Source organism: Thermoactinospora rubra (genome assembly GCF_002093975.1).
Classification (GTDB): domain Bacteria; phylum Actinomycetota; class Actinomycetes; order Streptosporangiales; family Streptosporangiaceae; genus Nonomuraea; species Nonomuraea rubra_A.
Genome location: NZ_KZ084334.1, coordinates 39,587 through 61,717 on the forward strand (window position 1 = coordinate 39,587; position 22,131 = coordinate 61,717).

Consider the following 22,131-nt stretch of genomic DNA (forward strand, 5'->3'; position numbering starts at 1 on the left):
GAACCGGAACGAAAGGGACCTCCTTCGACTATCCCAGGTGAGGAACGAACCCGCTCCCCGATTACGCCGCGTCGCGCTCGATGGGGCAGGTCATGCAGTGCGCCCCGCCGCGGCCCTTGCCCAGCTCGAAGCCCTCGATCTCGATGACCTCGACGCCGTGCGCGCGTAGCTTGCGGTTGGTGAACTGGTTCTTGTGGTAGCCGACCACGACGCCGGGTTCGAGGGCGAAGAAGTTGTTGCCCGAGTCCCACTGCTCGCGGGCCTGCTGGTAGTCGTCGCCGCCGGTTGGGATGACCTCCAGCCGGGACAGCCCGAGCGAGTCCTCCAGCGCGCCGACGAAGCTCGCGTCGCGCCGCACCTCCAGCGTGCCCGGCTTGTCGCCGGGACGCAGCGAGTAGGTCGTGGCCGTCTCCAGGAAGGGCGGGTAGGCGGTGGCCTTGTCGACGTCCCGGAAGGTGAAGACGGTGTCGAGGTGCATGGAGGAGCGTTGCCTGGGGATGTGGACGGCGATGACGCGCTCGGCGGCCCCGGCGGCGAACAGCGACAGCGCGATGTGCTCGATGGTGCGCGCGTTGGTGCGCTCGGACATGCCGATCGCGACGGTCAGGTGGGTGACGGCGCGTTCGATGGCGTGCTGCTTGGACTCGAAGCTCGCGTCGAGCGCCTCGGCGAGCAGCTGCCGGTGGTGGTAGACCTCGATGCCGCGCTCGCGCATCATCGCGACGAAGGCGTCGTGCTCGCGCTGCGCCTGTTCGACCCAGAGGATGTCGTCGAACAGCAGCCGGTCGTTGTTGGCCGGCGTGAGCCGCTTCATGCTCAGCTCGGGCCGGTGCACGATGACCTTGCGCAAGGTGCCGACCTCGGAATGCACTCCGAAGGACATGCCGGTTCCTCTCGACTAGCGACTAGATGGTGATGAAGCCGGTGGACAGCCCGATGACGCCGAGGACGGCGCCCGCGCAGACCACGGCGAACAGCAGCTCGGCGGGTGAGAAGACGCGCCTGCCGCGTTCGCGGCGGGTGATGGCGAACAGCACGGTGCCGGGCGCGTAGACGATGCACGACAGCAGCACGAACTCCAGCCCGGCCGCGAAGATCAGGAAGGCGGTGTAGACGGCCGCGAGCGCGGCGACCGCCACGTCCTTGGCACGGCCGCCCAGCTTCAGCGCGTACCCGGCGGCCAGCAGGTACGGGATCAGCGACAGCGCGCTCGTCAGCTTGAGCGTGAAGGAGAAGGCGTCGTCGGAGAACAGCGTGACGGCCAGCACGAGCGTGATGAGCGCGCTGGTCAGCACCAGCGCCGCCGCGGGCGCGCCGTGGGCGTTCTCCCGCCGCAGGAAACGCGGCATGTCCTCGTCCCTGGCCGCCCCGAACAGCACCTCGGCCGCCATCAGCGTCCAGGCCAGGTAGGCGCCCAGCACCGAGACGATCAGCCCGGCGCTGATGAACACCGCGCCCCACGGCCCGACCACCGACTCCAGCACCCCGCCATGGACGGCTGGCGCACCTGCGCCAGGTCGGCGCGGGGCAGCACGCCGTACGGGAGCACCGACACCGAGGCGAACAGCGCCAGCACGCTCAGGAAGCCGAGCACCGTCGCCCGCCCCACATCCTCACGCCTGCGCGCGTAGCGGGAGTAGACGCTGGCCCCCTCCACGCCGAGGAAGACGAAGACCGTCACCAGCATGGTGGCCCTCACCTGGTCGAACAGCGGTCCCGCGCCCTCGCCGCCCCAGAGGTTGGCCGCGAACACCTCGCCGCGCGGCGCCACGATCATGATCACCACGAACAGCACGATCGGCACCAGCTTCGCGACCGTCACGATCTTGTTGATCGCCGTCGCCTCGCGCACCCCTCGCATGATCATGAAGTGGAAGGCCCAGACCCCGATCGCCGAGACGGCCACCGTCAGGAGCGTGTTGCCCTCGCCGAAGCCCGGGACGACCGCGCCGAGCGTCGACTTGATCAGCACCCAGTACGACACATTGCCCACGCAGGCGCTGGCCCAGTAGCCGAAGGCGGAGAAGAAGCCGGGGAACTCGCCGAACCCGGCCTTGGCGTAGGCGTAGACGCCCGCGTTCAGGTCCGGCTTGCGTACGGCCAGCGTCTGGAAGACGAACGCCAGCATGAGCATGCCCACGCCCGCGATCAGCCAGGCGACGAGCGCCCCGAACACGCCGGTGGCCTGGGCGAAGTTGCGCGGCAGCGAGAACACGCCGGCCCCGACCATGGAGCCGACCACCATCGCGGTCAGCGCCAGCGGCCGAGGAGATCTTGGTTTCGGTGCTCAAGGCTGAGCCTCCTGACTGCCGGGAGGTACGGTGACCGTCCGTTCGACCTTGAATCCGGTGAACCCGTACAGCACGCTCAGCAGCGGGCTGAAGATGTTGAACAAGCAGAACGGCAGGTAGGCCAGCGTGGAGACGCCCAGCACCGCGCCCATGAACGCGCCGCAGGAGTTCCACGGCACCAGCGGCGAGGTGACCGTGCCGCTGTCGGCCGTCAGCCGGGACAGGTTCGTCGGCGCCAGCCCGCGTCTGGCGAACTCGGCGCGGAAGACCCGGGCGGGCAGCACCAGCGCGATGTACTGGTCGCCGGCGACGACGTTGAGGCCGAAACGCGCTGGCGAACACGGTCAGGAACAGCCGTCCCGTCCCCCTGGCCGCGCACCATCGGCTCGATGAGCCGGTTGATCAGGCCGAACTCCTCCAGGATCGTGCCGAAGGTCACCGCGGGCTGGGTGAACATCCCGACCAGACCGGCGAACAGCGCCGAGGCGATCAGCGCCAGGGTGGCCGGCACCTTGCGGGCCGACAGCACCACGAGCAGCAGCAGCGGCAGCAGGTTGAGCGGCGTGATCCAGAAGATGTCGCCCAGCGACCTCAGCTCGACCGTGGTCCAGGAGCTGCCGATCGACATGGCGATGACCGCGCAGATCAGCGCGGTCGCGGCGTAGTACCAGCCGGGCGAGAGCACCTGGATCCCGTAGTAGACGAGGGTCGGGATGGTGCCCGGCATGTTCCAGGTGCCGATCAGCGCGCCGACCGCCGGCAGGATGAACAGGGCGGTGGTGATCGACGACAGCGCGCGCTGCCCGCTGGCCTGCAGGTCCTCCCACCGGTGGCCGTTCTTCAGCACGACCAGCCCCGCGATCATCGCGCACAGGACCAGCGCGATCTGGATCGGGCCGTCCAGCGCGTCGAGCCCGAACAGCGCCAGCGAGCCGCCGATGAGCACCACCAGGGCCACCAGCGGCCAGATGGCGTCCCCCAGCGACGGCTCGCGCGGGTGCCGGACCTGTCCGCCAGCCATGGATCAACCCTCACCGGGGGAGCTCGGAGAGCCTGGCGCCCGCAGCCCACCGACGGCTGCCGGCGCATCGGACGATCCCGAGCGCGCCTAGCGCGCGGCTTGGGCCACCTCGAGCGCCTCGCGCAGCTGGAGCTCCGCATCCTCGCTGAGCGAGGTCTGCATGATCTCGCCGCCGTACGGCGCGACCTCGGCGATCACCTTGTCCGGCGTGCTCCGCGTGACCAGCAGGAACAGGGCCGCGCCACCCGTCTGCAGCCGCCGGCCGAGGTCCTTCATGAAGGCGTCGTCGACGCCGACGTCGGTCGCCGCGCCCATGGCGGCTCCCGCCGCGGCGCCCACCGCCATGCCCAGCAGAGGCGAGAGGAAGATCAGGCCGATCAGCCCGCCCCAGAGGCTGCCCATGGTCGCGCCGGCGCCGACGGTGCTGTGCAGCTGGTGGAGCTTGATCTTGTCGTCGGCCTTCTTCTCCGCGACGACCGCGTCGGCCAGCGTGATCAGGTTCTGGCGCTGGAGCTCCATGAGGCGGTCGCGGACTCTCATGGCGGTGTCCACGCCAGGGTAGGCGACGGCGATCAGCGTGCTCATGGAGCATCCCCCGTTTCGATGGTGAGAGCCAGGCCGTTTCCCGCCTCCCAGAACTTCACCCTCGTTCCGCCACGAACCCCGGCCTCAACCTGGCATTTGTAAATCATTCGCAAACGGCGGCGCGCCTTCGCCCGGTCACGGCGCTCATCCCGGCAGCTCGGCCAGCCAGCGCAGGGCGCCGAGCCCGGGCGTGAAGAAGTACTCGCCGCCGCGGGTGGTGACGAAGGACGGCAGGCCGGTGAGCCGACGCCGGACGGGCCGCTGCGGGATCGTGAACGTGCCCGTGCCCTCGTTGGCGCCGCACAGCGGGTCCCGCTCGCCGTCCCGGCCGATGAAGATGCCGCTGTTGACCCACTCTTCCTGGACGAACTCGAACCGGCGGCTCAGGGAAGCGCCGACGCCGGCGAACAGGATGCCGCACTCGCCGCCGGACGGGACGCCGTGGGCGGCCTCCCGCTCCATCTCGGCGACCTGATGGCCGTGGACCGCGGCGATCACCTCGTGGCCCCTCGCCGCGAGGTCGAGCGAGGCCATGCACCCGAATCCGGTGCCGGCCCCCGTGATGAGAATCCGCTTCCCCCATGAACCCCGCAATGCCGTCCGTCGTACCCGGCAGGCAGGGCGTAACCATTGCAAACCGGATGCCCAAGGACCTTCACTCGCGGGATCATTAGGATAGGCTTACCTTACTGTTCAGGAACGGGGGATCCGTGACCATCGTCGTCGGCCGGGACGCCTGGGGCATTCCGCACGTGAAGGCGGACAACGCCCTGGAGCTCGCCTTCGCGCAGGGGCGCGTCACCGCCGTGGACCGGGCCTGGCAGTTGGAGATCGAACGGCACCGCGCCCGGGGCACGTCCGCCGCCTTCCTCGGCGCCGAGGCCGCGGGCTGGGACGTCTTCGCCCGCCAGGCCCGGCTCGACGACACCGCCCGGCGCTGCTTCGCCGCGCTCCGGCGCGGGGATCCGGACACCGCCGCCTGGGTCGCGGCCTACGCCGACGGCGTCAACGACGGGCTGGCGGAGGGCGCCCGCCGCGCCCCCGAGTTCGCGGCCGTGGGCCTGGAGCCGGGGCGCTGGGAGCCGTGGACCCCGATGGGGATCTGGCTCTCGGCGCACATCCTGTTCGCGGGCTTCCCGGCCAAGCTGTGGCGGGAGGAGGTCATCCGCCACCTGGGGCCGGAGGCCGTCGGGCTGTTCGCCACGGACGGGCCGGGCACCTCGGGCAGCAACGGCTGGCTGCTGGCCGGCGTTCGCACCGCGACCGGCCTGCCCCTGATCGCGGGGGATCCGCACCGCTTCATCGAGGACCCGGGCGTCTACCAGCAGATCCACCTGGCCTGCCCGGAGTACGACGTCGTCGGCCTGGCGATTCCCGGCATCCCCGGCATCGCCCACTTCGGCCACACCGGCACGGTGGCGTGGGCCATCACCAACGCCATGGCCGACTACCAGGACCTCTACCGGGAACGGCTGCGCCGTACCGGGGAGGGGGTGGAGGCGCTCGGGCCCGGAGGGTGGCGGCCCGCCCACCGGCACACCGAGACCGTCGAGGTGGCCGGGGACGAGCCCGTCGAGGTGGAGGTCGTCGAGACCGAACGCGGCCCCGTGATCATCTTCCTCGGCGGGCCGGCCGAGGGCGAGGGCGAGGGCATCAGCCTGCGCTACCCGCCGCGCGTCCGCGAGGACCTGGGCTTCGGCGCGCTGCCCGCGCTGCTGGCGGCCCGCCGCGTCGCCGACGTGGACCGGGCGCTGGACGCCTGGGCCGAGCCCCTCAACGTCGTCCTGGCCGCCGACGTCGAGGGCGGCCTGCTGCACCGGGTCGCGGGCGCCGTCCCCGTGCGTCACGACGACAACCGCGTGCGCGCCGTACCGGCGTGGGAGGCCGGCCACGAGTGGCGCGGCTGGCACCGCCCGCCCCGCGGCGAGGTCCGCGACGGGCTCGCCGTCATGGCCAACGACCGCGGCCTGGCCGCGCCGCTGGGCGTGGAGTTCGCCGCGCCGCACCGCGCCGCCCGCATCCGGCGCCTGCTGGAGAGCCGGAACGCCTGGTCGGCCGCGGACATGGCGGCGATCCACACGGACGACCACCTGTCCTCCGCCGCGCCCCTCCTGGACCACCTCTCGCGCTTGGACGGCCTCAGCCCGCCCGCCGCCCGGCTGCGCGACCGGCTGCTGGCCTGGGATCGGCGCATGGCGGCCGGAAGCGCCGACGCGGGGGCGTTCGCGGCTGTGCGCGGCGCGGTCGTCCGGCGGCTCGCGGCGCACCCCGCGCTGGCCGCGCTCAGCCGGCCCCCGGCCTATCCCGCGCTGTTCCTGCCCTGGCTGAACCTGGCCTCCCGCGTCGCCTACGCGCTGGAGCACCTGCTGCGGGAGGACCTGACCGCGGGCCCGCTGCCCGGGCTCGACGCCGCCCGCGCGGTGCGGGAGGCGCTCGAGGAGGTGGCCGCGACCGGCAACCCCGGCATGACGTGGGGGCAGACCCACCGGCTCGCCGCATGGCGCGCCCTGCCGTACGGCCAGGACGCTCGCGAGCGGCCGCCGGCGCTGTCCGGCGACCACGACTGCGTGCTGTGCACCTCCAGCGTGCCCGGCGTCACCGACCTCGCCGCGCGAGGGCCGGCGGCCCGCTACGTGTGGGACCTGGCCCGGCGCGAGGACAGCCGGTGGGTCGTCCCGTTCGGCGCCTCGGGCGTGCCGGGGTCGCCCCACCACCGCGACCAGCTCCCGTTGTGGCTGAACGGGGAGCTCGTGCCCGTGATCACCGACTGGGACCGGCTGGCCACCGAGTCCTTCCCCACCCCGAACCCCACCCCGAGCCCCACCCCGAGGAGGACCACCCCCATGACCGCACGCGCCTGGACGGCGGCGGGCCGCGCTCCCGTCCACGAGCAGCACGTCGAGGGCTTCGGCACCGTGCGCCTCCTGCGCGTCGACCCGGCCGCCGACGTCGACGTGCTCCACGGCTGGGTGACGCAGGAGCGGGCCCGGTTCTGGGGCATGAGCGGCTTCAGCCGTGAGGAGGTGCTGCGGACCTACGAGCACCTCGACTCGCTCACCACGCACCACGCCTACCTGGCCGTCCGGGACGACACGCCGCTCGCGCTGTTCCAGACCTACGAGCCGCAGGCCGACCGGGTCAGCGAGTGCTACGACCCCGAGCCCGGCGACATCGGCGCCCACGTGCTGATCGGCCCGGCCGAGGGCGAGGCGCGGCCGGGCTTCACCGGCGCGCTGCTGTCGGTGCTCGTCTCCTTCGCGTTCGGCACGCTGGGACGGCGGCGCATCGTGGCCGAGCCCGACGCCGGCAACGACAAGGCGATCAGCCGTCTGGTCAGGATGGGCGCCGAGCTCGGGCCGGTGGTGGTGCTGCCCGAGGTCGACCTGCCGGAGGTGTACCTGCCGGCCAAGCGGGCGCAGCTGGCCTTCCTCACCCGGGAGCCGGTCTCCTAGCGACGTCGCGGGCGCCGGCTCGCCAGCGCGCTGCAAGCGTGCGTCAATGGGCGCTTCCCATAGTGGGGACTCCAGCTCCTCGGGAGGTGACCGGATGACGTCCACGCGGACACCGGCCGCGACGGCGGTGCGCGCGCAGCCTCAGCCCGGCCGCCGGCTGGCGGAGGCCGAGCGGTGGTTCGTGCGCCAGGGGCTGCCCAGGCTGCGGCGCGCGCCCGGGCGCGGCGACACCGTGACCAGGATGGCCCCCGTGCTGGGTCTCCTCGGCATCGTCCACTGGATCCCCGCCGACTTGCCCGAGGTCCTGGTGATCTGCATGGTCGCCGCCGCGGCCGTCCCGTTGCGCCACTGGATCGGCGGCCGGCTCCGGTCCCCTCTCGCGCGCCTGACGGCCGTGGCCTGTGTCTGCCTGTACGGCTCCAGCACGCGGCCCATCGTCGAGGGCTTGAGAACGGCGATCGAGACGCGCCACCTCCCGCAGGGTCTCCTGGTCTGGACCACGGTGGTCCTGCTCGGCGCGGGCTTCGCCCTGGCCTACCTGTGCACGGCCTTCGGGCTGGTGCCGCTGGCCGGCCGGGCGCTGCTCCACGCCCTCGGCGACCTAAGGAACGGCTTCCAGCTACAGGCCCGCAGCATGCCCATGCTGCTCTTCCTCACCTTGTTCTTCTTCTTCACCGGCGAGCTGTGGCAGCTGGCCGGACGGCTGACCTGGCAGCGCGAGGCTCTCGTGATCGCCATCTTCGCCATCGTGACGGTGTTCGCGTCCGGCGCCCGGCTGCGTGAGGAGATCGCGCAGATCGAGGACGGCCTGTCGGCCGAGGCCGTGATCACCGCGTGCCGGGGCACCCCGCTCGAAGGCTCCGCGGCCTGCCGCGCCGGATGGCGGGCCGCCCCGCTGTCGCGCCTGCAGAACCTGAACCTGCTGTTCCTGCTCGCCAGCAGGCAGCTCGTCCAGGCGGTCGTGGTCGGCGTCGGCATGTTCGCGTTCTTCGTGACGCTGGGCCTCGTCCTCATCGACCCGCACACGATGCAGGAGTGGATCGGCGCGCCGCCGCAGCCGTCCGCCCTCGTGCCGGCCGTACCGGCCGAGCTGGTGCGCGTGTCACTGCTGCTGGCCGGCTTCTCCAGCATGTACTTCGCCTTCTCGGCCATGGTCGATCCGAACTACCGCAAGCAGTTCTTCCCGCCGGTGATCCGCGAGCTGGAGAGGGTGCTCGCGGTGCGCGCCGTGTACCTGACGCTCGCCCGCGGCGGCTCCTAGCCGAGGCGCTCGATCTCCTCCAGCGCGGCCGGATCCTCGATCGTCGAGGGCACCCGGTACTGCCTGCCGTCGGCGATGGCGCGCATCGTGGCCCGCAGGATCTTGCCCGACCTGGTCTTGGGCAGGCGGGAGACCACCCTGACGCGCTTGAACGCCGCCACGGGGCCGATCTGGTCGCGGACGAGCGCCACCAGCTCCGCCTCGACGTCGGGCTCGGCGCGCTCGACGCCGCTCTTGAGCACCACGTACCCCACCGGTACCTGGCCCTTGAGCTGGTCCGTCACGCCGATCACCGCACACTCGGCCACGTCGGGGTGGGTGGCCAGGACCTCCTCCATCGCCCCCGTGGACAGCCGGTGTCCGGCCACGTTGATCACGTCGTCCGTGCGCCCCATGACGAACAGGTAGCCGTCCTCGTCGACGTGGCCGCCGTCGCCCGTCAGGTAGTGGCCGGGATAGCGGGCCAGGTAGGACTGCACGAACCGGTCGTGGTCCCGGTACAGGGTGGGCAGCGTGCCGGGCGGCAGCGGCAGCCGTACCACGATCGCCCCGTCGACGCCGGGCGGGCACTCGCGGCCCTGCTCGTCCAGGATGCGCACGTCGTAGCCGGGCACGGGCACCGTCGGGGAGCCCGGCTTGGGCTGAAGCGGCTCGATGCCCATGCAGTTGGCGGCGACGGGCCAGCCGGTCTCGGTCTGCCACCAGTGGTCGATCACGGGGACGCCCAGCAGGTCCGTGGCCCAGTGGTAGGTGTCGGGGTCCAGCCGTTCCCCGGCGAGGAAGAGGTAGCGCAGGTCCGGCAGGTCCCGCAGGAGCCGTCCCGACGGGTCCTCCTTCTTGATCGCGCGGATGGCGGTGGGCGCGGTGAACAGGGTCTTGACCTTGTGGTCGGCGGCCACGCGCCAGAACGCGCCCGCGTCCGGCGTGCCGACCGGCTTGCCCTCGTACAGGACGGTCGTGCATCCGGCCAGCAGGGGCCCGTAGACGATGTAGGAGTGGCCGACCACCCAGCCCACGTCCGAGGCGGCCCAGAACACCTCGCCGGGATGGGTGTCGTAGACGGCGCCCATCGACCACCGCAGGGCGACGGCGTGGCCGCCGTTGTCGCGGACGATGCCCTTGGGCGCCCCGGTGGTGCCGGAGGTGTAGAGGATGTAGAGCGGGTCCGTCGCGGCCACCGGCACGCAGCCGGTCTCCTCCGCCTTGGCCGCCGTCTGCGCCCAGTCCAGCTCCCCGTCCCGCAGCTGCGCCTCGGCCTGCGGGCGTTGCAGGATCACGCAGGCGTCCGGCCGGTGCGAGGCCCGGTCGAGCGCGGCGTCCAGCAGCGGCTTGTACTCGACGATCCGCCCCGGCTCCAGCCCGCAGGAGGCGCTGAGGATCACCTTCGGCTCGGCGTGGTCGATCCTGGCCGCGAGCTCGGGGGCGGCGAACCCGCCGAACACCACCGAGTGCACCGCGCCGATGCGGGCGCAGGCCAGCATCCCGATGACCGCTTCTGGCACCATGGGCATGTAGATCACGACCGTGTCGCCCTCGGTCACGCCCAGGCTCTGCAGCATGCCCGCCGTCCGGGCGACCTCGCCGCGCAGTTCCTCGTAGGTGAACCGGCGCAGCGTCCCGGTGACCGGGCTGTCGTAGATCAGCGCGGGCTGGTCGCCGCGGCCGTCCGCCACGTGCCGGTCGAGGGCGTTGAAGCAGGTGTTGAGCCGCCCGTCGGGAAACCACCGCCCGTCCTCGAACACCGTCTTGGGCTCCACGTCCCACGCGATCGCCCGCGCCGCCTCGCCCCAGAAGCCCTCGGGGTCTTCCAGGCTGCGCCTGTAGGTCTGCTCATAGCCGGCCATGGTGCCCATCCTCTCCCCGGCCGCCGCCGTACGGTAGACCCGCGCCTCCTGGGGTACCCGGTACCCCGTCCGAAGCTGGATCAGGCAGGCGAAGGGGTGGCGGCGTGACGAGCCGGTTCGCGCAGTGGACGCTCGATGTGCACGACAGCAGGAAGATGGCCGCGTTCTGGGCGGCGGTGCTGGGTTATGAGATCGAGCACGACGGCGAGGGGCCGCACCTGTGGCCGCCCGCGGACGCGCCGAGGAACTCGCTGACGGTCTGGCTCCAGCCGGCCGACGCGCCGAAGCGCGGCAAGAACCGCAACCATCCCGACCTCTATGTCCCCGACGGCGGCGACGTGGACGCCGAGGTCGAGCGGCTGATCGGGCTGGGCGCCACGCGGGTGGACGTCGGCCAGCGTGGTGACGAGGGGTTCGTCGTGCTGGCCGATCCGGAGGGCAACGAGTTCTGCCTGCTGTACCGGCGGCATCCGCAGGGCGCCTAGGAGGGGGCGCGCGACGCCCGGTCCAGCACGTCGCGGACGAGGGCGGCCACCTCCTGCGGCGTGAACTCCATGGCGTTCTCCCCGACGCTGACCTCGAAGCTGCAGCAGGTGGGGTCGGGCGCGGAGCGGACCCGGCCCCACATAGGCGGGCATGCGGGAGCCCAGGGTGTCGAGGCGGACCCCGGCCGGTGCTCAGCGGGACTGCAGGGCGTCCAGCGCGACGGCCTGGGCGACGGCCAGACGCCAGTCGAGCCGCCGATCGAAGATCTCCAGCACGTACGAGTCGCGCACGCGCATCTTCTTCGTCAACGCCAGCACCCGGCTGCCGTCGGGAGCGTGGAAGTCGAAGTGGTACGGGATGAAGAACGGGATCGCGTCCACCACCGGCATCAGGTCCCACAGCCGGCGGACGATCGCCACGCTCATGCCGCGTTCGGACCCGACCATGCCTTCGAGGGCGGGCTGGTCGAGATGCCGGGTGGAACGCAGCAGCAAGCGGGCGAAGTCCTTGCGGAACGACCCGATGGGCACGCCGGACCGGTCGAGGACGTCGTAGGCGGCGCCAAGGTCGACGAGCTGACGGGCCTTGAAGGAGAACAGCGGCGTCCGGCGGTCCTCATCGGCGTAGAAGCGGACCTGTTCCTTCAACGCCATCCGCTTGTGCCGGGCGACGGCGACGAGCGGCCCCTCCTTGCCGTCTGCCTGCACGGCGTGGACGGCGTAGCGGTTGACCATGGGTGTGATCCGCTGGCGTACTCGGAAGATCGAATTGAGGGTGTTCATAGGTTTCTTTCCTTGATCTGGGGCCGGGGTCACCGGCACCGCTTGCCGTCCGCGGGCGGGCGGCCGTCGATGAGGTAGGTGTCGACCGCGTCGTTGACGCACGCGCTGCCGTCCATGCCGTAGGCGCCGTGGCCGTCGCCGTCGTAGGCGAGCAGCACCCCGGAGGAAAGCTGGCCCGCCAGCCCCTGCGCCCACCGGTACGGCGTGGCCGGATCCTTGGTCACACCGACGACCAGGATCGGGGCGGCCCCCGGCGCGGTGATCGTATGCGGTTTGCCGACCGGCTTGACCGGCCAGTACGCGCACTGCAGATCGAACCAGGCGGTCTCCTCTCCGAAGATGGGCGCCACCTTGCCCAGCTCCGGCTGCAGCGCCTGGGCCTGCGCGACCGTGGTCACGCGGGGCGGCCCGTCCAGGCAGAAGTTCGCCGTGAAGGCCTCGGCGAAGTTGCTCTCACCGTCCCCTGATCCGCCCAGGTCGAGCAGAGCCGCACCGTCGCCGGCCATGGCCTCCTTGAAGCCGGTCCGCATCGCGGGCCAGGACTTCTTGTCGTACAGGGCTGCGCCGATGACGGCGATGGCCGTCCGCTTGTCGAGCCTGTCCGCGCCGTCTCCGGGCAGCGGCGTGCGGTCGAGGCGCTCGAGCAGCTCGGCCAGGCTGCGCTTGGCCGCCTTCGGCTCGGTGCCCAGCGGGCAGTCGGGGCGCTTCGCGCAGTCGGCGACGAAGGAGTCCAGCGCCAGTTCCCGTCCCACCGCCTGCGCGCGGAGCCCGCCCGTCGGCCACTCGCGGGGATCGACGGCGCTGTCCAGGACCAGCCGGCCGACCCTGCCGGGGAACTGCTCTGCGTAGGAGGCGCCGAGGAAGGTGCCGTAGGAGTAGCCGAGATAGTGCAGCTTGGCGTCGCCGAGCACCCCGCGCAGGATGTCCATGTCCCTGGCGACCTCCGCGGTGGAGACATGACCGAGCAGCCTGCCCGAACCCGCCCGGCAGTGGGTGGCGAACTCCTTGAAGTGCTTCACGTAGTCGCTCGCCGTGGGCTCCGCGCTCGCGCGCGGGTTGCTCGCGGTGGGCACGTAGACGTTTCCACCGGTCGAGGACCGGCAGCTGATCGCCGCGCTCCTTCCGACGCCGCGCGGGTCGAAGCCCACGACGTCGAACCGGGCACGCAGCCGCTCGGTGAGGATCGAGCCGGAATCTTGGGCGAGGTCCAGTCCCGAGCCGCCAGGCCCGCCCGGGTTGAGCAGCAGGGAGCCGATCCGCCGGCTCTGGTCGGCGGCGCGCTTGCGGTTGACCGCCACGGTGATCGTTTCGCCGCCCGGGTCGGCGTAGTCGAGCGGCACCCGGATGCGGCCGCACTCGAAGCCGTCATCGCAGGCCTTCCAGGTGATCTTCTGCTCGTAGAAGGGACGGAGCGCCCCGGCGTCGGCGGGGACGGACGAAGGTCTGCTGTCGGTGTGCCCGCCGGCGGCGCAACCGGCGGCGAGCAGGCCCAGCAGCACGCCTCCGGCGGCCAGCGCGCGCCGGGCCCAGGACGGTGCGTGGCCGCGTCGGGACGGCGTCATGCGTCCCTCCTGTGCGTCAGATGGATCGCGAGCGCGAGCACCACGACGGTCCAGGCGCAGCACACGCCGAACCAGACCCACGCGTCATCCGAGGTCATCGTGATGAGTTCGGTCCCGCTCGGGTAGGGCAGGACCTCGTCGGCCCACTCACCGATGTGCGGGACGAGGCCGGCGAGGAACGGCAGCACGTAGACGACGCCGATACCGGCGAGGATTGCGCCCGCCGCGTGCCGTACCACCGCGCCGATGGCCATCCCGAAGACCGCCAGCACGGCCAGGTAGGGGGCGTACCCGAACAGCACCCGCAGCATCTCGGGGCCGAGGTCCCCGATCGTCTCGCTGGAGGCGTACTGGATCCCGAACGCGGCCCAGGCCGCGACCTGCGAGGCCACGGCGACCGCCGCGGCGAGCACGAGTGCCTTGGCCAGGAGCAGGTGCCACCGTCGCGGGACGCTCATCAGCGACGTGCGGATGGTGCCCGAGCGGTACTCGCCGGTGATCGTCAGGATGCCCAGCACCAGGATGACGAGCTCGGCGAGCCCCATCCCCAGCTGGGTCGTGCTCACCAGCTCGCCCATGGTGGCCGTTTCTGCGCCATAGAGCGACATGGCCGCCGCCACGGCGAAGCCGGCGCTGGTCAGGACGGAGATCAGCGCGAAGATCGCGAGACACCAGCGGAAGGATCGGACGGAGCGGAACTTGGTCCACTCCGCGCGGACGGCGTCGCCGAAGGTGAATCTCGCGGAGTCCGGGCGAGCGGCGATCGCCGGTTGTGCCTGTGTTGTCATTGACGTCTCCTTGTCACGCGCCGGCAGGGGCCGGGCTCGCCTGGTACTCGACGCTGTCGTGGGTCAGCTTCATGAACACGGCCTCCAGCGAGTCGGTCCGCGTCCAGAGCTCGTGGAGGGCCGCCCCCGCCGCCAGGGCGAGGTCGCCGACGCGGTCGGAGGGCAGTCCGCTCACCGTGAGCGAGCCGTCCGGCTCCGCGCTCACCTGGGCTCCCGCCTCCTCCAGGGCGGGAGCGAGCGTGGTCGCGTGCGGGGTGCGCAGCCGAACCGTCCGCAGGGAGTTGGCGGCGACGAAGTCCTTCAGGGACGCGTCGGCGATGAGCCGTCCCTGGCCGATCACGACGACGTGGTCGGCGGTGCCCTGCATCTCGTTCATGAGGTGGCTGGAGGCGAACACGACCCGCCCCTGCGCGGCGAGCGACTTCATGAGCGTGCGGACCCACAGGATCCCCTCGGGGTCCAGCCCGTTCATCGGCTCGTCGAGCATGAGGATCCCCGGATCGCCGAGCATGGCGCCAGCGATGCCCAGGCGCTGCCTCATCCCGAGGGAGAAGGCGCCGACGCGCTTACCGGCCACGGCCGACAGGCCCACCAGGCCGAGGACCTCCTCCACCCGGGCGCGCGGGATGCCGTTGGCCTGGGCCATCCACAGCAGGTGGTGGAAGGCGGACCGGCCGGGGTGGACGGCGTCGGCGTCCAAGAGCGCGCCGATCTCGCGCAGCGGATGGCGCAGCTTGCGGTACGGCTTGCCGTTCACCGTGACCGAGCCGCGCGTCGGGCGGTCCAAGCCCATGATCATGCGCATGGTCGTGGACTTGCCCGAGCCGTTGGGCCCGAGGAACCCGGTGACCCTTCCCGGCTCGACGGCGATGGACAGGTCGTCCACCGCCACGGTCTTGCGGAACCGTTTGGTCAGCCGCTGTGTCTGTATCATCTGCTCTCCCTGGTGCGGCGCTCCCTGGCGGGGTGCGCAACGAGCACCAAAGGTGACAAATCAGACTTTCACTGCGGTTGTGACCCAATTAACACGACGGCCTGACGCGGCGACTCGCACCGCGTCAGGCCGTCAGCGCCCCCTCAGCGCCCCCTCAGCGGCGCCTCACCACGGCGAGGGCGGCGGCGGGGTGACGACCGGCGGGCGGTCGTCGCAGGTGACGGTGTTCGGCAGCATCCACGGGGCGAGCCAGCCGCCGTCGTTGCCGCCGCGGTCGAGGAGCGTGAACTCCGAGCCCGTGGGCGGGAAGCCGAAGGAGCCGCAGTTGTTGACGCCGACCGCCCCCACGTTGCGGGCGTCCACGTTCTCGAACGACGCCGACCCCTTCACGCGGGCGCTGACCACCGAGGTGCCGGTGCCGTCGACGCGGATGTCCCTGAACGCCACGTGCGGGATGGAGTACAGGTCCTTCACCGACCACTCGCTCACCAGCATGATCGCGTTGTAGGTGTTGTCGAGGTAGTGGTCGCCCACGACCTGGACGTCGGCCTCGATGCTGCGGTCGAGCGCGTAGAACCAGATCGCGCCCAGCCCGATCTTCCAGTTCAGCTCGAACGTCCCGGCCCGGACCACGGTGTTGTCCCGGAACAGCAGCTCGCCGGCGAACGGCTCGGCGCCGAAGCGCGCGCCGGCGTGCAGGCCGCTGCCCTCGCGCACCGGGTCGGCGACGAGGTTGCCCGAGACGGTGTTGTCCGTCCCGCCGTAGATCGCGATGCCGTTGGCGAGGGAGGGCGACTGGACGGTGTTGCGCGTGAAGACGTTGCGCGCGTCGGCGGTCTTCTCCGACCACATGGCCAGCCCGTCGTCGCCGGTGTTGCGGACGAAGTTGCCCGACACGACCGAGCCGGTGACGCCGGTGTGGAAGTTCAGCGCGTCGGCGATCTGGTCCACGATGACGTTGTCGCGCACCGTCAGGCCGGACATCGGCCCGTCGAACCACATGCCGACCTTGGTGTGCCGGATGTGCAGGCCTTCGATGGTCGAGTCGCTCATCGCCCCGCCGATGCCGTTGACCTGGTCGGTGTCGATGCGCTCGCGCACGTCGCCCTCGATGGCGAAGCCCGACAGGTGGACGTTGCGGCTGCCGCCCTCGGCGGCGGGCCTGCCGTAGAAGCCGACGCCGGTGTGGACCGAGCCGTCCGGGGCGGGCGTGTCGAGGGCGACCTCGCGACCCTTGATGATCGTGTACCAGCTGCCCGCGCCCTCGATGGTCACGTCGTCGACGATGATGTGCCGGTTGACCTGGTAGGTCCCGGGCGGGAGGTACACCGGCAGCCTCTTGCGCTTGGCGAAGGCGATGGCCCGCTCCAGGGCGCGGGCGGAGTCGCGGCGGCCGGTCGGGTCGGCGCCGAAGGCCAGGACGTTCGCCGCCGCGAGCCGGATCCTGGGCGGGCCGACCAGCTCGGAGTCCAGCAGGTCGATGACCGTCCAGGCCGCGTTGCCGCCCGCGGGGACGGTGAGCCGCACCTTGTCGCCCGCCCGGTAGGTACGGCCGAGCAGCAGCCGCTGCTCGTCGTAGAAGTGCATCGGGCGGAACGGCTTGGCGATGCTCACCCCGGGCGTGGAGGCGGGCACGCACGAGCACTCGGTGATCCACCAGTTGGGGTGCAGCAGGTCGGCCTGCGGGTCGTTGGTGAAGGGGTACTGGTTGTACAGCCAGGAGTACTGGGAGGTGAGCGTCATCGTCTTGCGGCCGCCGCCGTTGACGGTGACCTCGAGCGGCGCGGTGATGCCGCCCCCGCGCGGGGCGTCGGGGATGCTGTAGCGGACGGTGATCGCGTTCGCCGCGCTCGGCAGCGTGAACTCCACGTACTGGCCGGGCGTGAGCCGGACCGCCGAGCGGCCGGACGCCTCGGCGGGCAGCGTGTAGGGCGTCCGGTCGGGGCCGATGACGGTGCCGGTGGTGACCGCGTTCTCCGCCTCCTGCTCCAGGAAGGGCACCTCGGCCCCGCGGCCGGCGACCAGCGCGGGGTCGAGCGCGGCCCGCGTGACGACGGGCGCCGCGGCGGGCTGGGCCAGCGCGGGCGTGCCGGAGACGGCCAGCATGACCGCCGTGACCAAGGCCGGGAGTGCTCGGGACATGGGCGAGACCTTTCAGACGAGCCAGACGGCGGTGTCGGGAGGCAGGCGCTCGCCGTCCAGCGGGCCGCTGGCCAGCAGCACCCGCTCGTGCGGCGGCAGCCGTACGGGATCGGAGCCGAGGTTGACCACGCAGGTCAGCCCCGACTCGCGGGCGAAGGCCAGCACCTCGGCGGGAGAGTCCAGCCAGGTCAGCGTGCCGTCGCCGAGCAGGTCGCGGCGCAGGCGCAGGGCCTTGCGGTAGAGGGTGAGCATGGAGCCGAGGTCCTCGCGCTGCGCCTCCACGGTGAGCTTGCGCCACTCCTCCGGCTGGGGCAGCCACGGCGTGCCGGTGCTGAAGCCGAACGGCGGCTCCTCCCCCGACCAGGGGATCGGCACCCGGCAGCCGTCGCGCCCCGGGACCGTGTGCCCCGAGCGCCGCCACATCGGGTCCTGGCGCAGCTCGCCGGGGATGTCCTCGACCTCGGGCAGGCCGAGCTCCTCGCCCTGGTAGACGTAGACGCCGCCGGGCAGCGCCATCGCCAGCAGGGCGGCGGCGCGGGCGCGGCGGTAGCCCAGTTCGAGGTCGGAGTGGACGCCGTCGCGGCGGTCGGCGTGGTCCCAGGAGGTGTCGGCCCTGCCGTACCGGGTGACGACGCGGGCCACGTCGTGGTTGGACAGCACCCACGTGGGCGGCGCGCCCAGCGGCGCGTGGGTGGCGATCGTCCGCCGGATGCAGGCGCGCAGCGCCGCGGGCTCCCACGGGCAGGCCAGGAAGTCGAAGTTGAAGGCGGTGTGCAGCTCGTCGGGCCGCAGGTAGCGGGCCAGGCGCTCCTGGTCGGGCAGCCACACCTCGCCGACCAGCATGCGGCCGGGGTAGGAGTCGGCGACGCGCCGCCAGCCGCGGTAGATGTCGTGGACGCCGTCCAGGTCCTCGAAGGCGGACTCGGACTTGACCAGCAGCGCCGCCGAGTCGACGCGGACCCCGTCCACGCCCCGGTCGAACCAGAAGCGCAGCACGTCCTCGAACTCGGCGCGCACCTCCGGGTTGTCCCAGTTGAAGTCGGGCTGGGCGGGGTCGAACAGGTGCAGGTACCACTGCCCGTCCTCGACCTGGGTCCACGCGGGCCCGCCGAAGATGGACTGCCAGTCGTTGGGCGGGCCGCCGTCGGCGGAGTCGCGGAACCAGAACCGGTCCCGCCCGATCCCCCGCAGCGCCTCCTGGAACCACGCGCTCGCCACGGAGGAGTGGTTCGGCACGACGTCGACGATCACCCTGATGCCGGCCTCGTGCGCCTCCCGGATGAACTGCTCCGCCTCCGCCAGGGTGCCGAAATCCGGGTGGATGTCGCGGTAGTCGGCCACGTCGTAGCCGCCGTCGGCCATCGGCGAGGGGTACCAGGGGTTGAGCCAGACCGCGTCGACCCCCAGGTCCCGCAGGTACGGCAGGCGGGAGCGCAGCCCGGCCAGGTCGCCGATCCCGTCGCCGTTGCCGTCGGCGAAGCTGCGAAGGTAGACCTGGTAGATCGCGGCTCCCCGCCACCACGTCTCGGGCATGCTGAACACAACTCCTCGCGTATGAGCAGGCTCAGCCCTTGAGGCTGCCTGCGGTGAGACCGGCCATGATGTGCCGCTGGAAGATGAAGAACACGATGATCGTCGGGATGCCGGCGATGACGAGCGCGGCGATGAGCACGTTCTGCGGCATCTGGCTGGACAGCGAGGCGATGCCGATGCTCACCGACATCTTCTCCGGGTCCTGCAGCACCAGCAGCGGCCAGACGAAGTCCCGCCAGACGTTGACGACGGTCAGGATGGACACCACGCCGAGGATCGGCCGGGACACGGGGATCACCACGGACCACAGGATGCGGCCGGGCGAGGCGCCGTCGATCTCGGCGGCCTCCAGCAGCTCACGCGGGATGGAGTCGAAGAAGCGCTTGAGCAGGAAGATGTTGAAGCCGTTGGCCGCGGCCGGCAGCCAGATCGCCCACGGCGTGTTGAGCAGGTCCCAGCCGAAGATCGGCAGGTCCTTGACCGTCAGGTAGGCCGGCAGCATGATCACCATGGGCGGGATCATGAGGGTGGCCAGCATCATGCCCAGCACGAGCTTGCCGAGGACCGGGCGCAGCTTGGACAGCGCGTAGGCCGCCGTCACGTCGACGGTGAGCGTGAACAGCCACGCGCCGCCGGCGTACAGGGCGGTGTTGCCCATCAGCAGCTTCAGGTCCATCAGCTCCCACGCCTCGGCGAAGGCCTCCAGGCTGAAGCGGGAGGGCAGGAACGTGGGCGGGATCGCGACGAGCTCCTCGGTGCTCTTCATCGCCCCGGTGACCATCCAGTACAGGGGGAAGACGAAGGCCGCGGTGAAGGAGGCCACCACCAGCGTGAGCACCAGCCAGTAGACGCGGCGTCCCCACGGCGAGTTGAGCTGGTGGGGCGAGACGACCGTGCGGTGGCCGGCGGGGATGTGCCCGCGGGGGCGCCTGGTCCCGCGGTGGGCGGCGGGCCGGCGCTCGGCCGTCGCGGGAGGAGCGGTGAGGTTCGCCGTCACGTCCGGTCCTCCCTCGACACGCGCAGGTAGACGGTGGAGAAGACGAGCAGCACGATCATGAGCATCACGCCGAGCGCGTTGCCGCCGTTGATGTTCCCGAAGTTGAAGGCGTACTGGTACATGAGGTAGACGACCGTGACGGTGGAGTTCTCCGGCCCGCCGCCGGTCAGCAGGAACGGCTCGATGAAGACCTGCATGGTGGCGATGATCTGCAGCAGCAGCATCACCAGCAGGATCAGCTTGGTCTGCGGGATCGTGACGTGCCAGACCCGTTTGAGGATGCCCGCCCCGTCCAGCTCGGCCGCCTCGTACAGCTCGCTCGGGATGGTCTGCAGCGCGGCCAGGTAGATCAGCGTGCCGCTGCCCAGGTTCATCCAGGTGGAGACGATGACCAGGGAGACCAGCGCGGTGTCGGTGGAGTTGAGCCAGCTCAGCGTGGGCAGGTGCAGGGCGTCGAGGACGGTGTTGAACAGGCCCGTCTCCGGCTCGTAGAACCACTGGAACAGCAGCACGCCCACGGCCGGCGGCAGCATGACCGGCAGGTAGACCACGAACCTGAGGTAGGCGCGGCAGTGGCGCAGCTCGTTGAGCACCAGCGCGATCACGAACGGCACGCCGTACCCGATGATCAGCGCCAGCAGCGTGAACATCACGGTGTTCTTCCAGGCCGGGCCGAAGGCCGAGTCCTGGAAGACGGTGAGGAAGTTGTCCAGCCCCACCCAGACCGGCGGGTCGACGAAGTTGGTGTGCTGGAAGCTGAGGACGATCTCCCAGACCATCGGGTACCAGGAGAAGAACGCGAAGCAGATGAGCGCTCCGCAGAGGAAGCCGTAGGCGGTGAGGTTCCGCCTGACGGCCCGGCGGCGACTGGCCCGTCGCAGGGTGAGTGTCGTCATGCTTGTCCGATCCGTGCCGGGGCCACCCGGACCCGGGCCGGGTCCGGGCGGCCGTGCCGCCGTGTCAGCCCTTCTTCTCCAGCAGGGCGTTGACCTTCGCCTCAGCGTCGGCGAGCAGCTGGTCGATGTTCGCGTCCTGCCTGGTGAGCACGGCCGACATCGGGGTGTCGAGGATCGCGTAGATCTCCTGGGCGTACGGCCCGGGCTCCGCCTTCGGCGGGATGCCCTTGGAGCCCTCCACCCACAGGGCGAACTGGCCGGCGTCGATGTTGGCGTTGGCCGCGCGCAGCTCGGCGACCTTCTTGCCGGAGTCGGTGTCGGGCCGGTACAGGTCGGGGTACGGCTGGCCGACGGTGAGGTCGGCGCCCTTGGCGCGGACGTAGTCGAGCTGGCCCTTGCCGGGGGTGAGGAACTCGTACTCGATCCACTTCAGCCCGGCCCTGATCTGCTCGGGCGTGGCCTTGGGGTTGATCATGTAGCCGGAGCCGCCGTTGAGCAGGGCCTTGGCCTCGGGCACCGCGGTGACGGCGTAGTTGTCGAACTTGGCCTGGAAGTCGTTGCGCAGGGCGATGAGCACGTCGGGGGCGCCGAGCATCATGCCCATCTTGCCGCCGGCCATGGCCTTCATCAGCGCGGGCCACTCGTTGTACAGGCGCGAGCCCATGCTGTTGTCCCGCCAGCGCATGTCCTTGAGGTTCTGCAGGACGGCCTTGCCCTCGGGGCTGTTGAAGGCGGCCTTCTTGCCGTCGGGGGTGAGGATGTCGCCGCCGCGGGCGTAGAGGGAGGCGGTGAAGTGCCAGCCGCCGGTGTTGCCGCCGGAGTACTCGCCGAAACCGACGTAGCCGGGGCCGAGCGCGGCGATCTGCTTGGCGGCGGCCTGCACCTCGGCCCAGGTCTTGGGCGGGTTGGCCGGGTCGAGCCCGGCCTTGGCGAAGACGTCCTTGTTGTAGACCAGGCCCATGCCGTAGCCGTCGGTGGGCAGGCCGTAGACCTTGCCGTCCTTCTTGAAGATCTCGATGGACTGGTTGTAGTCCTCGAAGGTGTCGATCTCGTCGAGGTACGGGGTGATGTCGGCGGCCTGGCCGGCCTCGATGAGGCGTCCCACGTTGGGGAAGTTCACGTAGAAGACGGTCTCCAGCTGGCCGCCGGCCAGCTTGGCCTCGAAGGTCCGCGGCTCGTAGCAGGGGAAGGCGTCCACGGCCTTGGAGATCGTGATGTTCGGGTGGAGCTTCTGGAAGGCGGCCACGTCCTCCTCGAAGGTGGCGCGCTGCGCGGTGTTGGTCTTCGGGGGCTTGCAGTTGATCGTGATCGACACCGGCGCGCCGGAGGCGGCCGAGCCCGGCTGGGCCGCCTTGCTCGAGGCCGGCGGCGCGTCGCTGGAGCCGCATCCTGCCAGGCCGAGGGCGAGGCCCGCGCTGAGCAGGGCGGCGAGGTGACGGGGTTTCATGGGTGGTTACCTCCTGGACGGTCCCCGACCGACGAGGCTGAAGATTCACAGGCTGGCTACGCGAACAGATTGCGAGAAACCTACATTTCGAGACAGAGACCAGCAAGTAG

At 71.3% G+C, this 22,131-nt stretch carries 21 protein-coding genes; 3 read left to right on the forward strand and 18 right to left on the reverse strand.

Features of this window, described 5'->3' with window-relative positions:
* Positions 1-61: 61 nt before the first annotated feature.
* The 7 genes from BSB02_RS13865 to BSB02_RS13885 all read right to left on the reverse strand — a co-directional run bounded on the left by BSB02_RS13865 (position 62) and on the right by BSB02_RS13885 (position 4,431).
* Positions 62-883, reverse strand: coding sequence for an arginine deiminase (locus BSB02_RS13865; RefSeq protein ID WP_084959199.1), 822 nt, complete (start codon positions 881-883; stop codon positions 62-64).
* Positions 884-905: 22 nt separating this feature from the next.
* Complete coding sequence (locus BSB02_RS42970) at positions 906-1,484, reverse strand: amino acid permease (protein ID WP_276206324.1); 579 nt, start codon at positions 1,482-1,484, stop codon at positions 906-908.
* A complete protein-coding gene (locus BSB02_RS42975; RefSeq protein WP_276206325.1) occupies positions 1,430-2,230 on the reverse strand; it encodes an amino acid permease in 801 nt (266 codons plus the stop codon). The genes BSB02_RS42970 and BSB02_RS42975 overlap by 55 nt, the downstream gene beginning before the upstream one ends.
* A 57-nt stretch (positions 2,231-2,287) precedes the next feature.
* On the reverse strand, positions 2,288-2,575 hold the full coding sequence (locus BSB02_RS41400; RefSeq protein ID WP_206184678.1) for a Na+/H+ antiporter NhaC family protein: 288 nt from the start codon (positions 2,573-2,575) through the stop codon (positions 2,288-2,290).
* Positions 2,503-3,312 (reverse strand): Na+/H+ antiporter NhaC family protein, encoded by an 810-nt coding sequence (locus tag BSB02_RS13875; RefSeq protein ID WP_206184679.1) that lies wholly within the window; start codon positions 3,310-3,312, stop codon positions 2,503-2,505. The genes BSB02_RS41400 and BSB02_RS13875 overlap by 73 nt, the downstream gene beginning before the upstream one ends.
* An 87-nt stretch (positions 3,313-3,399) precedes the next feature.
* Positions 3,400-3,897, reverse strand: a complete 498-nt coding sequence (locus BSB02_RS13880) for a DUF1269 domain-containing protein (protein WP_084959200.1) — start codon at positions 3,895-3,897, stop codon at positions 3,400-3,402.
* 144 nt (positions 3,898-4,041) lie between these two features.
* The gene (locus tag BSB02_RS13885; RefSeq protein WP_084959201.1) at positions 4,042-4,431 is read right to left on the reverse strand and encodes a hypothetical protein; all 390 of its coding nucleotides are present in this window, start codon (positions 4,429-4,431) and stop codon (positions 4,042-4,044) included.
* Positions 4,432-4,607: 176 nt separating this feature from the next.
* Here BSB02_RS13885 and BSB02_RS13890 point away from each other — a divergent pair, with 176 nt between their 5' ends.
* Together BSB02_RS13890 and BSB02_RS13895 are read left to right on the forward strand one after the other, a co-directional pair.
* On the forward strand, positions 4,608-7,349 hold the full coding sequence (locus tag BSB02_RS13890; RefSeq protein ID WP_084959202.1) for a GNAT family N-acetyltransferase: 2,742 nt from the start codon (positions 4,608-4,610) through the stop codon (positions 7,347-7,349).
* A gap of 94 nt (positions 7,350-7,443) precedes the next feature.
* Positions 7,444-8,610 (forward strand): hypothetical protein, encoded by a 1,167-nt coding sequence (locus BSB02_RS13895; protein ID WP_084959203.1) that lies wholly within the window; start codon positions 7,444-7,446, stop codon positions 8,608-8,610.
* Here BSB02_RS13895 and BSB02_RS13900 read toward each other — a convergent pair.
* Entirely contained in the window at positions 8,607-10,454 is a 1,848-nt protein-coding gene (locus BSB02_RS13900; RefSeq protein ID WP_084959276.1) for a propionyl-CoA synthetase, read from the reverse strand. The genes BSB02_RS13895 and BSB02_RS13900 overlap by 4 nt on opposite strands.
* Positions 10,455-10,558: 104 nt before the next feature.
* Between BSB02_RS13900 and BSB02_RS13905 the strand changes: the two genes are divergently transcribed.
* On the forward strand, positions 10,559-10,939 hold the full coding sequence (locus tag BSB02_RS13905; RefSeq protein ID WP_158088624.1) for a VOC family protein: 381 nt from the start codon (positions 10,559-10,561) through the stop codon (positions 10,937-10,939).
* Here the strand turns inward: BSB02_RS13905 and BSB02_RS40555 are convergent.
* The 10 genes from BSB02_RS40555 to BSB02_RS13950 form a co-directional block, all read right to left on the reverse strand.
* Positions 10,936-11,082 (reverse strand): hypothetical protein, encoded by a 147-nt coding sequence (locus BSB02_RS40555; RefSeq protein WP_158088625.1) that lies wholly within the window; start codon positions 11,080-11,082, stop codon positions 10,936-10,938. The two genes, BSB02_RS13905 and BSB02_RS40555, sit on opposite strands and share 4 nt — an antisense overlap.
* 49 nt (positions 11,083-11,131) lie before the next feature.
* Complete coding sequence (locus BSB02_RS13910) at positions 11,132-11,722, reverse strand: LURP-one-related family protein (protein WP_084959204.1); 591 nt, start codon at positions 11,720-11,722, stop codon at positions 11,132-11,134.
* A 29-nt stretch (positions 11,723-11,751) separates the two neighbouring features.
* Complete coding sequence (locus tag BSB02_RS13915; RefSeq protein ID WP_084959205.1) at positions 11,752-13,284, reverse strand: alpha/beta hydrolase; 1,533 nt, start codon at positions 13,282-13,284, stop codon at positions 11,752-11,754.
* Complete coding sequence (locus BSB02_RS13920; RefSeq protein ID WP_084959206.1) at positions 13,281-14,072, reverse strand: ABC transporter permease subunit; 792 nt, start codon at positions 14,070-14,072, stop codon at positions 13,281-13,283. Before BSB02_RS13920 ends, BSB02_RS13915 begins: the two co-directional genes overlap by 4 nt.
* Positions 14,073-14,085: 13 nt before the next feature.
* Entirely contained in the window at positions 14,086-15,006 is a 921-nt protein-coding gene (locus BSB02_RS13925) for an ABC transporter ATP-binding protein (RefSeq protein WP_084959207.1), read from the reverse strand.
* Positions 15,007-15,171: 165 nt separating this feature from the next.
* Positions 15,172-17,148: a glycosyl hydrolase family 28-related protein gene (locus BSB02_RS13930; protein ID WP_084959208.1), complete on the reverse strand. Its 1,977-nt coding sequence runs from the start codon at positions 17,146-17,148 to the stop codon at positions 15,172-15,174.
* Between the two features lie 12 nt (positions 17,149-17,160).
* Entirely contained in the window at positions 17,161-18,681 is a 1,521-nt protein-coding gene (locus BSB02_RS13935; RefSeq protein ID WP_084959279.1) for a glycoside hydrolase family 13 protein, read from the reverse strand.
* Between the two features lie 31 nt (positions 18,682-18,712).
* Positions 18,713-19,678, reverse strand: coding sequence for a carbohydrate ABC transporter permease (locus tag BSB02_RS13940; protein WP_143590629.1), 966 nt, complete (start codon positions 19,676-19,678; stop codon positions 18,713-18,715).
* A complete protein-coding gene (locus BSB02_RS13945) occupies positions 19,675-20,574 on the reverse strand; it encodes a carbohydrate ABC transporter permease (RefSeq protein ID WP_084959209.1) in 900 nt (299 codons plus the stop codon). Before BSB02_RS13945 ends, BSB02_RS13940 begins: the two co-directional genes overlap by 4 nt.
* Before the next feature lie 64 nt (positions 20,575-20,638).
* Positions 20,639-22,021 carry an extracellular solute-binding protein gene (locus BSB02_RS13950; RefSeq protein WP_084959210.1) on the reverse strand — a complete coding sequence of 461 codons (1,383 nt, stop codon included), beginning with the start codon at positions 22,019-22,021 and terminating at the stop codon, positions 20,639-20,641.
* Positions 22,022-22,131: the final 110 nt, after the last annotated feature.